The 14,076-nt window shown below is 74.3% G+C and carries 12 protein-coding genes; 8 read left to right on the forward strand and 4 right to left on the reverse strand.

Annotation, left to right across the window (positions count from 1 at the left end):
• The first annotated feature begins 7 nt into the window (after nt 1–7).
• Nucleotides 8–499: a MarR family winged helix-turn-helix transcriptional regulator gene (locus BM385_RS00580; protein WP_093841850.1), complete on the forward strand. Its 492-nt coding sequence runs from the start codon at nt 8–10 to the stop codon at nt 497–499.
• Between the two features lie 107 nt (nt 500–606).
• On the opposite strand, the gene BM385_RS00585 is transcribed toward BM385_RS00580, so the two are convergent.
• On the reverse strand, nt 607–3,495 hold the full coding sequence (locus BM385_RS00585) for an FAD-binding and (Fe-S)-binding domain-containing protein (RefSeq protein WP_093841851.1): 2,889 nt from the start codon (nt 3,493–3,495) through the stop codon (nt 607–609).
• A 130-nt stretch (nt 3,496–3,625) separates the two neighbouring features.
• Nucleotides 3,626–4,597: a zinc-binding dehydrogenase gene (locus tag BM385_RS00590; RefSeq protein ID WP_093841852.1), complete on the reverse strand. Its 972-nt coding sequence runs from the start codon at nt 4,595–4,597 to the stop codon at nt 3,626–3,628.
• Between the two features lie 270 nt (nt 4,598–4,867).
• Here BM385_RS00590 and BM385_RS00595 point away from each other — a divergent pair, with 270 nt between their 5' ends.
• The 7 genes from BM385_RS00595 to serC all read left to right on the forward strand — a co-directional run bounded on the left by BM385_RS00595 (nt 4,868) and on the right by serC (nt 11,773).
• The gene (locus BM385_RS00595) at nt 4,868–6,382 is read left to right on the forward strand and encodes an ATP-binding protein (protein ID WP_093841853.1); all 1,515 of its coding nucleotides are present in this window, start codon (nt 4,868–4,870) and stop codon (nt 6,380–6,382) included.
• Nucleotides 6,383–6,410: 28 nt separating this feature from the next.
• Nucleotides 6,411–6,857, forward strand: a complete 447-nt coding sequence (locus BM385_RS00600; protein WP_019431665.1) for a roadblock/LC7 domain-containing protein — start codon at nt 6,411–6,413, stop codon at nt 6,855–6,857.
• A complete protein-coding gene (locus BM385_RS00605) occupies nt 6,854–7,276 on the forward strand; it encodes a DUF742 domain-containing protein (RefSeq protein WP_019431666.1) in 423 nt (140 codons plus the stop codon). Before BM385_RS00600 ends, BM385_RS00605 begins: the two co-directional genes overlap by 4 nt.
• The gene (locus BM385_RS00610; RefSeq protein ID WP_019431667.1) at nt 7,257–7,901 is read left to right on the forward strand and encodes a GTP-binding protein; all 645 of its coding nucleotides are present in this window, start codon (nt 7,257–7,259) and stop codon (nt 7,899–7,901) included. The genes BM385_RS00605 and BM385_RS00610 overlap by 20 nt, the downstream gene beginning before the upstream one ends.
• Nucleotides 7,898–9,175, forward strand: coding sequence for a cytochrome P450 (locus BM385_RS00615; protein ID WP_019431668.1), 1,278 nt, complete (start codon nt 7,898–7,900; stop codon nt 9,173–9,175). The genes BM385_RS00610 and BM385_RS00615 overlap by 4 nt, the downstream gene beginning before the upstream one ends.
• 40 nt (nt 9,176–9,215) lie before the next feature.
• Nucleotides 9,216–10,466, forward strand: coding sequence for a cytochrome P450 family protein (locus BM385_RS00620; protein WP_019431669.1), 1,251 nt, complete (start codon nt 9,216–9,218; stop codon nt 10,464–10,466).
• Nucleotides 10,467–10,654: 188 nt separating this feature from the next.
• The gene (serC, locus tag BM385_RS00625) at nt 10,655–11,773 is read left to right on the forward strand and encodes a phosphoserine transaminase (RefSeq protein ID WP_019431670.1); all 1,119 of its coding nucleotides are present in this window, start codon (nt 10,655–10,657) and stop codon (nt 11,771–11,773) included.
• A gap of 70 nt (nt 11,774–11,843) precedes the next feature.
• Here serC and BM385_RS00630 read toward each other — a convergent pair whose 3' ends face one another.
• Nucleotides 11,844–12,863, reverse strand: a complete 1,020-nt coding sequence (locus BM385_RS00630; protein ID WP_093841854.1) for a phosphotransferase family protein — start codon at nt 12,861–12,863, stop codon at nt 11,844–11,846.
• Nucleotides 12,864–12,954: 91 nt separating this feature from the next.
• Nucleotides 12,955–14,058, reverse strand: coding sequence for a LacI family DNA-binding transcriptional regulator (locus BM385_RS00635; protein WP_093841855.1), 1,104 nt, complete (start codon nt 14,056–14,058; stop codon nt 12,955–12,957).
• Between the last annotated feature and the right edge of the window lie 18 nt (nt 14,059–14,076).

Consider the following 14,076-nt stretch of genomic DNA (forward strand, 5'->3'; position numbering starts at 1 on the left):
TGGACGGATGAGCGACCCGGCACCGGCCACCCCATCCACCGACGCCGACCTGATGTTCCTGTTGTCCTGGAGCAATCACGCCCTGGCGTCCGAGATGGCGGCGAACCTGGCCGACCTCGGCATCTCCCCCCGCGCCCACTGCGTCCTCCACGAGGCGCGCCACGGCGAACTGACGCAAACGCAAATCGCCACGGCCATCGGTCTCGACAAGACCACGATGGTGGTGCTCACCGACCGGCTGGAGAAGGACGGACTCGCCGAGCGCACCCCGTCCCCCAGCGACCGCCGCGTCAAAATCCTCACCCTGACGGACAAGGGCCGCCGGCTGCTGCGCCGCTCCCAGGAGGTCGTGGACCGCACGCACCGCGACGTCCTGGAGTCGCTGCCCGCCGAACTGCGCGCCCCGTTCGTGGAGGCGCTCACCCTCCTCGTCGGCGGCCGGCTGTCCACCTTCGCCCCCTCCGAGCAGCCGCCGCGCCGCCGCTCCGCCCGGCGCTGACTCCGGCGCCGCGACCGGCGGACCGTCGCCGCGCCCGCCGCACCCGGCGGACCGTCGCCGCGACCGGCGCGCCGGGCGGTGCGGCGGGGCGCGCGCGGTCCGTACCGCTACGCCCGGTGGCCGTCCTCCGGGCCTGTCGGCAGGGCGTCGTCGCTGCCCTCGTCGAGGGCGTCCGCCAGGAATTCGGCGAGGTGGTGCGCCGTGCGGCCGGCCAGTTGGTCGAGCTGGGTGCGGCAGGAGTAGCCGTCCGCCACGAGCGCGGCGCCCGCCGGGGCGCGGCGGACGGCGGGCAGCAGCTGGTCCTCAGCGCAGGCCACCGACACCTCGTAATGGCCCTTCTCGAAGCCGAAGTTGCCGGCGAGGCCGCAGCAGCCGGCGGAGAGTTCGCCGTGCAGTCCGGCGCGCTCGCGCAGCCGCCGGTCGGCGGCGTCGCCGAGGATCGCGCTCTGGTGGCAGTGGGTCTGGCCGGCCACCGGGCGATCCAGGCGGGGCGGCTCCCAGCCGGGGGCGCGTTCCTCCAGGGTCTCGGCGAATGTCCGGACCGAGTCCGCCAGTTGCCGGGCGCGCGGTTCGTCGGGCAGCAGTTCGGGCAGGTCGGTGCGGAGCGCCGCCGCGCACGGCGGTTCCAGGACGGTCACCGGCAGCCCGGCGTCCAGGGCCGGTACCAGCCGGCGGAGGGTGCGGCGCATGACGGTGCGGGCGGTGTCCAGTTGCCCGGTGGTGACGTAGGTGAGGCCGCAGCACACCGGGCGCGGTGGCACGGCGACGTCGATCCCGGCGGCGTCGAAGACCCGTACCGCGGCCCGGCCGGCCTCGGGCGCCAGGTAGTTGGTGAAGCTGTCGGGGAACAGGACGGTGCGGCGGCCGGCGCGGGCGGGGTCGGGCCGGCGGCCACGCCCGCGCCACCAGCGGGTGAACGGCTCGGTGGCCAGCGGCGGGATCGGGCGCTCGGGGGCGATGCCGCCGAGGCGTTTGGCGAGCGCGGCCAGCGGCGGCACCCGGGCCCCGGCGTTGGCCAGCGGCGCGGCGCGCAGCGCGGCGGTGAGCCGCAGCCACTGCGGCAGCCGCCCCATGGCGTAGTGGGCGGCCGGGCGGCGCCGCCCCCGGTACCGCTGGTGCAGGAACTCGGCCTTGTAGGTGGCCATGTCCACCTCCACCGGGCAGTCGCCCCGGCAGCCCTTGCAGGACAGGCACAGGTCGAGCGCGTCGGCGACCTCCCCGGACTGCCAGCCGTCGGTGATCACCTCGCCGACCAGCATCTCGTGCAGCAGCCGGGCCCGGCCCCGGGTGGAGTGCTGTTCCTCGCCGGTGACGCGGAAGGAGGGGCACATCACCTGGCCGCCGCTCGCTGTGGTCTCGCGGCACTTGGCGACGCCGACGCAGCGCCGTACCGCCGCCGAGAAGTCGCCGCCGTCGTGCGGGTAGCCGAACGCCACCGGTACCGGTTCCTTCGGCAGTCCGGCGAACCGCAGGTGGTCGTCCAGCTGGTCGGGGCGGGCCAGGACTCCGGGGTTGAGGCCGCCGTCCGGGTCCCACAGGTCCTTGAATTCGTGGAAGACGCCGACCAGTTCGCGGCCGTACATCAGGGGCAGCAGTTCGGCCCTGGCCAGCCCGTCGCCGTGCTCGCCGGAGAGCGAGCCGCCGTGCGCGGCGACCAGGCGGGCCAGTTCGGTGCTGAACTCGCGGAACCGGGCGATGCCGGGGGCGGTCAGCAGGTCGAAGTCGATGCGCACATGGATGCAGCCGTCACCGAAGTGCCCGTACGGCAGTCCGCGCAGCCCGTAGTCGCTCAGCAGTGCCCGGAACTCCCGCAGATAGCCGGCCAGCCGGGCGGGCGGTACGGCGCAGTCCTCCCAGCCGGGCCAGGCCTCGCCGCCGTCCGGGAGCCGGGTGGCGGTGCCGGAGGCGTCCTCGCGGATCCGCCACAGGACGCGCTGGCCGGCCGGGTCGGTGACCAGGGTGTGTCCGGTGGCGCCGTCCGCGCCTGCGGCGCGCACGAGGTGGCCGGCGGCGGCCTCGGCCTCGGCGCGGCCGGCGCCGCCCATCTCGACGAACAGCCAGGCGCCGCCGCGCGGCAGGGCGGCCCGCGCGGTGTCGCCGACGAGATCGCCGGCCATGCCCTCGACGGTGAGCGGCCGGTACGGCAGCAGGCCGGGCGCCGCTTCGGCGGCGGCGGACTCGTCGGGGTAGCCGAGGACGGCGAGGACGCGGGCGGGCGGCGACTCCACCAGCCGGACGGTGGCCTCGGTGAGGACGGCCAGGGTGCCCTCGCTGCCGGTGAAGGCGCGGGCCCAGTCCCGGCCGCGTTCGGGCAGCAGCTCGTCGAGGGCGTAGCCGGAGATGCGGCGCGGCAGTTCCGGGAAGCCGGTGCGCAGCAGCGCGAGTTCGCGCCGGACGAGGTCGTCGGCGGCGGTGCGCAGGGCGGCGGGCAGCTGGTGGCCGCCCCGGCCGAGCAGCAGCCGGTCGCCGCGGTAGGTGAGGGCGTCCAGGGCGTGCACGTTGTCGGCGGTGGTGCCCCAGGCGACGGAGTGGGAGCCGCAGGAGTTGTTGCCGATCATGCCGCCGATGGTGCAGCGGGAGTGGGTGGAGGGGTCGGGCCCGAACGTCAGCCCGTGCGGGGCGGCGGCGTCGCGCAGCGTGTCGCAGACGACGCCGGGCTGGACGACGGCGGTGCGGGCGTCGGCGTCCAGGGCCAGGACGCGGTTCATGTGGCGGGTGAAGTCCAGGACGACGCCGACGCCGGTGGCCTGCCCGGCGATGGAGGTGCCGCCGCCGCGCGCCACGACGGGCACGCCGTGCGCACGGCAGACGGCGAGCGCGGCGGCCACGTCGTCGGCGTCGTACGGGGCGACCACCCCGACCGGCACCCGCCGGTAGTTGGAGGCGTCCATGGTGGTCAGCGCCCGGGCGGCGGCGTCGAACTCCACCTCACCGCGCATCACCGCCCGTAGCGCCGCCGCGAGTTCCGTGGTCCCGGTGCTGTGCTGCTGTGCCATGCATCCCAGCGTGCACCGTCCCCCCACCCCCACGGAACCGCCGCACCGGTGCGGGTCGCCCGGGCGCGCAAGCGGCGTGCCCGCCCGCGCGCGCGTCGGCCGCCCAGTGGGCGGCCGGCCGCCCGGCGTCTCAGGGCAGCAGCAGGGTCTTGCCCACCGTCATGCGGTTCTCCACCGCCGCGTGGGCGGCGGCGGCCTCGTGGAGGGGGTAGGTCCGGCCGATCACCGGGCGGAGCTCGCCGGCCGCCGCGCGGGTCATGATGCGGTGGGCCCAGCGGGGGACGTGCGGCGGGAAGCCGTAGAGCTGGTCGATGCCGATCACCTCCACGCCGCGCCGGCGGGCCTCGGCCGGGTCGATGAGGGTGGCGTCGCCGCCCGAGGCGCCGTGGACGGAGAACCGGCCGCCGGGGGCGGTCGCCTCGAACGCCTCGCGGCCGATCCGGCCGCCGACGCCGTCGAAGACGAGGTCGGGTCCCGCGCCGCCGGTGGCGTCGCGGAGCCGGTCCGTCCAGCCGGGGAGGGAGTAGTCGACCGTGGCCGTGGCGCCCAGTTCGGCCGCGAGGCGGAGTTTGCGCTCGCCCCGGGCGGCCCCGATGACGTGGGCGCCCGCGGCGACGGCCAGCTGGACGAGCAGGCTGCCGACCCCGCCGGCCGCCGCTTCGACGAGGACGTGGCTGCCAGGGGTGATCCCGGCGTGTTCGGCCAGCCCCTCGGCGGTGGCGCCGTCGCTGTGGAGGGCGGTGGCCTCGGGCAGGCCGAGGCCAGCGGGTACGGGGAAGAGGTCGGGGACGGTGGCCAGGGCCCGTTCGGCGAAGCCGCCGGTGAGTCCGGTGGTGGCCAGGACGCGGCGGCCGAGCCAGTCGCGGTCCACGCCCTCGCCCAGCTCCGCCACCCGGCCCGCGACCAGGCCGCCGGGGACGTACGGCGGGGAGGGCCGTTCGTGCCACGGGTCGGTGCCTTGCCGGATCCGGGTCTCGACGAAGGTCATCCCGGCGACGGCCACCTCGATCACCACCTGGCCCGGGCCCGCCACCGGGTCGGGTGCCTCACGGGGCACCAGCACCTCGGGGCCGCCGAACCGTACCGCCTCGATCACCCGCATCACGCACGCTCCCATCCGTCCGCCGGTGCGGACCCGGAGCGAGCCTGCGGCCTCAAGTGCACTTGAGGTCAACCGGGCGGCGTGCACCGGTGTGGCATATACCTGCCGTGGTTGATCGGCTTCCAGAGATTTCCGTACAGAGGACGACCCCAAAAGGTTGCAGAACTCTCCTATAGTGGTCGGCAATTGATCGGATGGTCTCTGGCCCCACCGCCCTCCGAACCCGAACGCCGACCCACCCGCTCCGCGTCTGTCCGAGGTCCTCGATTGATGACTGCTGCGCACTCCCCCACCGCGCGCCCCGGGACGGAGCGTTCCCCGCTGCGGCAGGCGCTGCTGGTCCTGCTGACCGGCGTCCTGGCCGTCGCCGTACTCGCCCTCGCCGGGTGGCTGCTGATCGATGACTTCTTCACCGACGTCCTCGCCCTGGCCGCTCTCGCCCTCGCGCTCGCGCTGGCCGTCGCCCTCGCCGTCGCCACCCACGCCCGCCGCACCGCCGCCGCGCTCCGCGCCGACATCGCCGAACGCGAGCGGCGCGCCGCGCACTTCGCCGACGAGACGGTGCCCGCGCTCGCCGCCCGGCTGCGGACCGGCACCTCCGCCGCCACCGCGCTGGCCACCGCCGAGACCCCGGCCGACGCGCCCCACCAGCGGGTCCTCAAGGTGCTCGCCGAGGAGATGGGCCGCAGCGAGACCAGCAAGGCCGCCGCCATGGCCGCCTGCGCCAACGCCGCCGGCCGGATGCAGGCGCTGGCCACCTCCATGCTCGCCGACCTGCGCGAGATGGAGCACCGGCACACCGACGAGACCGTCCTCGGCGACCTGCTCCACCTCGACCACCGCACCGCCCAGGCCGGCCGCCTCGCCGACTCCATCGCCGTGCTCACCGGCGCCCGTTCCGGCCGCCGCTGGGCCAAGCCCATCGTCATGGAGTCCATCCTGCGCGGCGCCATGGGCCGCATCGGCGGCTACCAGCGGGTACGGCTGCACTCCACCAGCCGGCTCTTCGTCGCCGGGCACGCCGCCGAGGGCGTCATGCACGCCCTGGCCGAACTCCTCGACAACGCCGCCAACTTCTCGCCGCCCACCGCCGAAGTCCACGTCTACGTCGAAGAGGTGCCCTCCGGCGCCATCATCACCGTGGAGGACTCCGGCCTGGTGATGAGCGAGGTGGCGCTCCGCCGAGCGGAGCGCGCCGTCTCCGCCGCCCCACTGGACCTCACCGCGCTCTCCGGCACCCGGCTCGGCCTCGCCGTCGTCGGGGCGCTCGCCCGCAAGCACGGCATGTCGGTGTCCTTCCGGCCCTCCGCGCGCGGTGGCACCGGCGCGCTCATGATGATCCCGCAGGAGCTGATCTCCCGCCCCAAGCAGGAGGAGACCCAGACCCCCTCCCCCGCCGACAGCCGCGCCCCCAGGGCCGAGCGGCCCGCGCTGCGCGAGGTCACCGCCACCCCCGAGCACGCCCCGGCCGCCCCCGAGAGCGCCCCGCCCGCCACGGCGACGGCCACCGCGGCGAGCACCCCCGCCGCGTCCGAGGACCTCACCGAGTACGGCGAGAGCGGCCTGCCCAAGCGCCGCCGCGGCCGTACCCTCGCCGCCGCGCACGCCGACCACGACCCGCCGACCCGCAAACTGCGGCCCCGGGCCAACCACTCCCCGGCCGAGACGGCGGCCCGCTTCGGCACCTTCCGCCGCGCCGTGCGCGGCGAACAGGACACCGCCCCGGGGCGGGACGCCCCGGCGGCCGACACCCCGACTTCACAGCCGGAGGACGAGAACTCATGACCGCACCAGCCACGGGGGAACACACCTGATGCCCGGCAGTACCGCCACCGCAACCGCAGGGGCCGACGACCATCTGAACTGGCTGCTGGAGAGCCTTCTGGAGCGCACGCCGGGCACCCGGCACGCCCTGGTGCTCTCCCGCGACGGGCTCAAGCTGTGCCGCAGCCCCGAACTCTCCGAGGACCAGGCCGACCAGCTCGCCGCGATCGCCGCCGGCATCCAGAGCCTGTCGCACGCCGCCTCCATCGAGTTCGGCGACGGCACCGGCGGCGTACGCCAGCTGATGACCGAGTTCTACGGCGGCATTCTCTTCATCGTGGAGGCCGGGGACGGCGCGCACCTCGCGGTCGTCGCCACCGAACACGCCGATGTCGGGCTGATCGGACACAACATGAACGAACTGGTGGAGCAACTCGGCGACCATCTCTCGGCGCCACCGCGTGAACAGCCCGGCAGCGGCGGCGGGCAGGCATGAGCCGCCCGGGCCGGGACGAGGACCCCGACCGGCTCTACACCCTCACCGGAGGGCGCAGCCGGGCGGGCTCCGCCGCTGCCGCGTTCGACCTGGTCACCCTGGTGGTCAGCGAGAGCGAACCGACCGCGGGCATGCAGTCGGAACACGCGACCATCCTGCGGCTGTGCCAGTACCCCACCGCCGTGGTGGAGATCGCCGCCGAACTGCGGCTGCCCATCAGCATCGTGAAGATCCTGCTGTGCGATCTCCTCGACCAGGGCCGGATCACCGCCCGCCATCCGCGGACCGCGCCCGCCACGCCCCCCGGTGCCCGGACGGCAATCGCCGCCACCGGCACCGGCGGCCCGGTGCCGCACGCCGCCCCCCTACCCGACCCACATCTCCTTGAGCAGGTGCTCGTTGGACTCCGCAACCTCTGACCACCCGCCGCTGCCCGAGCGGCGCGAGCGGCGCATCCCGCTGGGCGGCAACGCCGACAACGGGCTGAAGATCGTCGTCGTGGGCGGCTTCGGGGTCGGCAAAACCACCATGGTCCGCTCGGTCAGCGAGATCCGGCCGCTGAACACCGAGGAGGTCATGACCCAGGCCGGCGCCGGCGTGGACGATCTGTCCGCCGTGCGTGGCAAGACCTCCACCACCGTGGCGTTCGACTTCGGCCGGATCTCCCTCAACGAGCAGACCGTGCTGTACCTGTTCGGCGCCCCCGGGCAGGAACGTTTCTGGTTCCTGTGGGACCGGCTGTTCGCCGGCACCCTGGGCGCGGTGGTCCTGGTGGACACCCGCCGGCTGGCCGACTCCTGGTACGCCATCGACCGCCTGGAGCAGCACGGCACCCCGTTCATCGTGGCCCGCAACGACTTCGGCGGCCCGCCGCACACCCAGCAGCAGATCCGCGAAGCGCTGGACCTGCCGGCGCACATCCCGCTGATCGACTGCGACGCCCGCTCCCGGGAGTCCAGCAAGCAGGTCCTGATCACGCTCGTCGAGCATCTGCACGCCCTGTCCACCACCGGCCGGCCGGTTCAGGAGACGACCTCACCGTGACCTCACCCCAGCACCCGCCCACCGCGGGCGGCACGCCACCGCCCCCGGGCTGTCCCGCGCACGCCGGTGCCGTCGCGCTGTCCGGGCCCCGGTTCCAGACCGAACCCGCCGAGCTGTACCGGGAGATGCGGCGCGACCACGGCGCGGTCGCCCCGGTGACGCTGACCGGCGACGTACCCGCCTGGCTGGTCCTCGGCTACCGCGAACTCCACCAGGTCTACAGCGACCCGGTGCTGTTCAACCGCGACTCGCGCCACTGGGGGCAGTGGGAGCGGATCCCGGCCGACTGGCCGCTGCGGCCGATGGTGGACCACTCCTTCGACTCGGTGCTGTGGACCACCGGCGAGCAGCACTCGCAGCGGGTCGCCATGACCGAGAACGCCCTGGACGCGGTGGACAGCTTCGAACTGCGCCGCAGCGCCGAGGAGATCGCCGACCGGCTGATCGACACGTTCTGCGGGCAGGGCGAGACGGAGCTGATGCAGCACTACGCCACCTTGCTGCCCGCCCTCGCCCTGGTGCGGGTGTGCGGCTACGACGACGAGGAAGGCCCGGGTCTCGCCGACTCCATCAACACCTTCCTGAACGGTACGCCGGAGTCGCTGGTCGCCTTCCAGCACTTCCACGCCGCCACCTACCGGCTGGTGGACGCCCGCACGGCCCGGCCCGCCGCCGACGCGGCCTCCCGGATGCTGGCGCACGGCGGGTACGGGCGCGAGCAGATCGTCCAGGACCTGGCGGTCATCATCGTCTCCGGGCAGCAGCCCACCGCCGACTGGATCGGCAACTCGCTGCGGCTGATGCTCACCGACGACCGGTTCGCCGCCTCCCTCACCGGCGGCCGGCACTCCGTCACCGAGGCCATGAACGAAGTGCTGTGGGAGGACGCCCCGCTGCAGAACTCGGTGGCCCGCTTCGCCACCCGCGACGTCCAGCTGGGCGGGCAGCACATCAGGGCGGGCGACATGGTGATCATGGGCATCGCCTCCGCCCACCACGACCCGCAGGTCCGCGCCCCCGGCGGCTCGTTCACCGGCGGCAACAACGCCAACTTCGCGTTCGGCCACGGCGACCACCGCTGCCCGTACCCCGCTCAGGAGATCGGCGAGACGATCGCCAGGACCGGCATCGAGGTCCTGCTCGACCGGCTGCCCGACGTCGAACTCGCCGTCCCCGAGGCCGCCCTGGTGTGGCGGCCCTCGGTGTGGATGCGCGGCCTGACCGCGCTGCCGGTGCGCTTCACCCCGGCGCCGGCCCAGCGTTTCCTCGCATGAATCCGGTGAAAGGCAACCCAGTGAGAGGTTCCCGATACAGATGACCTGCCCCGTGCAGCACCACGGCTCCGCCCCTTTCGTACTCGACCCCTACGTCACCGACCGGCTCGGGGAGGGCGAGCGGCTGCGCGCCGCGGGACCTCTCGTCCGGGTGGAACTGCCCGAGGGCGTCACCGCCTGGGCCGTCACCCACCTCGCCGAGGCCCGCAAGCTGCTGACGGACCCCCGGCTGGTGAAGGACGTCAACCAGTGGGGCCCGTGGCAGCGGGGCGAGATCGGCGCCAACTGGCCGCTGCGCGCACTGGTCGATCCGGGGCCGAGCATGCTGGTGGTGGACGGTGAGGAGCACCGCAGGCTGCGCACCCCGGTCTCGCAGGCGTTCACGCCGCGCCGGGTGGAGGCCATGCGGCCCCGGGTGGCGCGGATCACCGAGCAGCTCATCGAGGAGCTGGCGGCCCGGGACACCGGCGAACCGGTCGATCTGAAGCCCGCGTTCGCGTACGAGCTGCCGATGCGGGTGATCAGCGATCTGATGGGCCTCCAGGCGGCGGGCGACAACCGGCTGCGCGAGCTGTTCGACTCGCTGTTCTCCAGCTTCACCCCGCCCGAGGGGCTGCCGGCCGTCCTGGCGGAGCTGTCCACCCGTTTCACCGCGATGGTGGAGGAGAAGAAGCGCAACCCGGGCGACGATCTCTCCAGCGCCCTGCTGCACGCCGCCGAGGAGGGCCTGGCGCCGCTGACGGACGAGGAGGTGGTCGCCACCATCCAGGTGATCATCGCCGCCGGGCACGAGACCACCATCGCGCTGCTGCTCCAGGCGGTGCGCGGACTGCTCACCCACCCCGACCAGCTGGCGCTCGCGGTCTCCGGCAAGGTCGGCTGGGACGCGGTGGTGGAAGAGGCGCTGCGCTGGTCGCCGCCGATCACCCATGTACTGATGCGGTTCGCGGCCGAGGACGTCGAGATCGGCGGCACGGTGATCGCCAAGGGCGAGGGCCTGGTGCTGTCGCTGGGCCCGATGGGCATGGACGAGGCGCAGTTCGGTCCCACGGCACGGGAGTTCGACATCACCCGGGAGCAGCCGATCCGGCATCTGTCGTTCGGCCACGGCACGCATGTGTGCCCGGGGGCGCCGCTGTCCCGGCTGGAGGCGGAGCTGGCGCTGCCCGCGCTGTTCGAGCGGTTCCCGGACATGCGCCTGGCGGTGCCGGCCGAGGAGCTGCGCAACAACCCGTCGGTGACGCAGAACGACCTGGCGGCGCTGCCGGTCCTGCTCTCGCCGCGCGGCTGAACGGGGCCCGGCCGGCCCGCCGCGCGCCCGTCAACCCGCCGCGTACCGCCCTCACCCCCCTCACGCAGGGGGGACGGGGGTGGTACGCGGGCGTACGGGGGCGCGAGAAGCGTCCGCCTCGTGAAGATTTCCGTCTCAGCGAACGGACAGGGTACGGCGGCACCCCCCGGACGGACTACGCTCCGCTCGTGGCCGACATCCAGATTCCCGCTGACATCAAGCCCGCCGACGGCCGGTTCGGCGCTGGCCCCTCCAAGGTACGCACCGAGGCGCTGAGCGCGCTCGCGGCGACCGGCGGTTCCCTGCTGGGCACCTCGCACCGGCAGGCTCCGGTGAAGCGTCTCGTGGGGCGCGTGCGCGAGGGCGTGAGCACGCTGTTCTCCCTCCCCGAGGGCTACGAGGTGGTGCTCGGCAACGGCGGCTCCACCGCCTTCTGGGACATCGCCACCCACGGCCTGATCGAGGCGAAGTCGCAGCACCTGTCGTTCGGGGAGTTCTCCTCCAAGTTCGCCAAGGCGGCGCGGCTGGCCCCGTGGCTGGACGAGCCGACGGTGATCAGCTCGCAGCCGGGCACCCACCCGCAGCCGCGCGCCGAGCGGGGCGCCGACGCGTACGCGCTCACCCACAACGAGACCTCCACCGGGGTCGCGGCGCCCATCCAGCGGGTGCCGGGCGCGGACGAGGGCTCCCTGGTGCTGGTGGACGCCACCTCCGGCGCCGGCGGTCTGCCGGTGGACATCAGCGAGACGGACGTCTACTACTTCGCGCCGCAGAAGTCGTTCGCGGCGGACGGCGGCCTGTGGATCGCGGTCTTCTCCCCGGCCGCGCTCGCCCGCGCCGAGCGGATCGCGGCCTCCGGCCGGCACATCCCGGAGTTCTTCTCGCTGACCACCGCGATCGACAACTCCCGCAAGGACCAGACGTACAACACCCCGGCGCTGGCCACCCTGTTCCTGCTGGCCGACCAGCTGGAGTGGATCAACGGGCAGGGCGGCCTGGAGTGGTCCACCGCCCGCACCGCCGACTCGGCCGGCCGGCTGTACGGCTGGGCGGAGAAGTCGGCGTACGCCACCCCGTTCGTCACCGACCCGGCGCAGCGCTCGCAGGTGATCGGCACGATCGACTTCAGCGACGAGGTGGACGCGGCGGCGGTGGCCAAGGCGCTGCGGGCGAACGGCATCGTGGACACCGAGCCGTACCGCAAGCTGGGCCGCAACCAACTGCGGATCGCGATGTTCCCGGCGATCGACCCAGCGGACGTCGAGGCGCTGACGGCCTGCGTCGACTACGTGATCGAGCGCCTGTAGCCGTCAGCGGACCCCGCAACGGTGACAGTGGGCCCGCGTTCCGTGCGCCAGTACGGAACGCGGGCCCGGCTCATGTGCCCGGCCGCACGGCCGCGCCGGGCGCGAGGGCGTCGACGGCGCGGGCGAGGCCCGCGCGGGCGAAGTCGTACTGGGCGGGGTCGGTGTGGCCCCGGTAGACCGTCTCGATGACCATGACGAGCATCAGGTGCAGGTCGTACAGCCGGCGGCGGGCGTCCTCGTCCGGGGTGAGGGCGGGCTTGCCGTAGCCGTGCAGGAAGCCGGCGGGGTCGCCGAATCCTTCGAGCCGGCAGGCGGCGAACCCGGCCTCCATGAGCGGGTCGCCGTACAGGGCGCGTTCGTGGTCGATGACGGCGGCCAGGGCGCCGTCGCGGACCATGACGTTGCCGGGCCACAGGTCCCACTCGACGAGCACCGGTTCGGTGACCGCGTCGAGGCAGCCGGCCCGCGCGGCGAGCAGGGAGCGGACGGTGGCGTAGGGCACGCCGAGGTCGACGGCGCGGTGTTCGCCGTCGCGCAGGACGTCCGCCACCAGGCCGGTGAAGACCTCGCGCCAGGTGGTGCGGCCGGGGACGGGGCCGGTGAGCGGGCCGAAGTGCGGGCCGGGGACGCGGTTGAGGGTGCGGGTGGTGGCGCCGATCAGCCGCTGGTAGCCCTGTTGTTCGCCCGGGGTGAGCCGGTCGGAGAGGACGCCGAGATTGTCGGCGTCGATGTACTCCATGAAGAAGTGGTCGGCGCCGCACAGTTCGTGGCTGTCGTCGTAGTGGTACACGGCGGGGACCGGCACGGAGGTCTCGCGGCGGACCAGCGAGAGCGCGGTGACCTCGTTGCGCATCAGGCCGCGCTCGTACGTCATGACCTCCACGCCGGGCGGCGGGGCGATCTTGAGGACCACCGGCAGGCCGTCGCGCAGCCGGATCAGGTAGGCGACGTTGAACCAGCCGTGACCCAGCTCCTCGGCCCAGCCCTGCCCCTCGGGCACCCGGTGGGCGCCGAAGGCCCGCTGCGTCATGGTGCGCAGGACGGGTTCGGGCTGGCGGTTCTTGGTGATGCTCTCGGTCACGGCCTTCATGGCTGCACACCGTAGGACGTGCCGGGTGCCGTGCGGTAGGGAAGCGTTTCCACACGCCCGCCCGTACGGGGGGTCGGCGCGGCCGGTGCGGTCAGTGCGGGCCGCAGCTGTCGCGGAGCAGGACCCGGACCGGTGCCACCCGCTCCTGCCGGGGCAGCCGGGGGTCGGCCAGGCAGGCCCGCAGTACGTCGACGGCGAGCCGGCCGAGGTCGGCCATGGGCTGTTCGACGGTGGTCAGGCGCGGGGAGCACGTCCGTCCGGCGTCCACGCCGTCGAAGCCGGTGAGCGCGATGTCGCCGGGCACGTCGTACCCCTCGGCGGTGAACACGTCCAGGAAGCCGAGGGCCGTCTCGTCGTTGGCGCACACCAGCGCACCGGGGAGCGCCCGGTCCCCGGCGCGGTGGGCGGCGATCAGCTCCCGGGCCAGCCGCCGGGCGGTGGGGCGGCAGAAGTCGCCGCGCAGCGCGGGCACTTCGGGCACCGGCAGACCGGCGCGGCGCAGGGCGGCGCGGAAGCCGGCGAACCGTTCGGTGTCGTCGGGGGTGTCCGGCCGGCCCGCGACGTAGCGGATGTCGCGGATGCCGTGCCCCCGGTGCAGGTGGTCGACCAGGGCCTGGACGCCGCGCGCGTTGTCGACCCCGACGTGGTCGAAGCCGCCGGCCGGTCGCGGGCCGGCGACCAGGACGACGGGAACGCGGTGCGCCAGGTGGTCGAGCAGCCCATCGCTCTGGGTGCCGGCGACCACGATGAGGCCGTCCACCCGGCCGGCCAGCTCCCGGATCCTGGCGTCGGACTCCGGTGGCCGGGCGACGGCCACGGTGATGGCCAACCCGGCCTGCCAAGCGGCGTATTCGGCGCCCCGGACGACCTCGCCGAAGTAGAGGCCGCCCCAGGAGACCGTTCCCGCGCTGTCGTGGTCGGGCACCACCTCCACCCGCTGGCCGACCCGCACCGGCGCCCGCAGGTCGGCCACCGGCCCGGTGTCGGGCAAGCACAGGCCCAGCATCCCGGTGCGCCGGGTGACCAGCCCCCGGGCGGAGCCGGACGGGAGGTAGCCGAGGTCGGCGATGGCCGCCTCGACGGCGCGCCGGGTGCCGGTCTTCACATAGCCGGTGCCGTTGAGCACCCGCGACACGGTGGTGACGGACACCCCGGCGCGTACCGCCACATCCCGCATGGTCGCGATCTTCACCATCCGGTCATTCTCACCCCT

The organism is Streptomyces harbinensis (assembly GCF_900116145.1).
In the GTDB taxonomy this organism is placed as follows: domain Bacteria; phylum Actinomycetota; class Actinomycetes; order Streptomycetales; family Streptomycetaceae; genus Streptomyces; species Streptomyces carpaticus.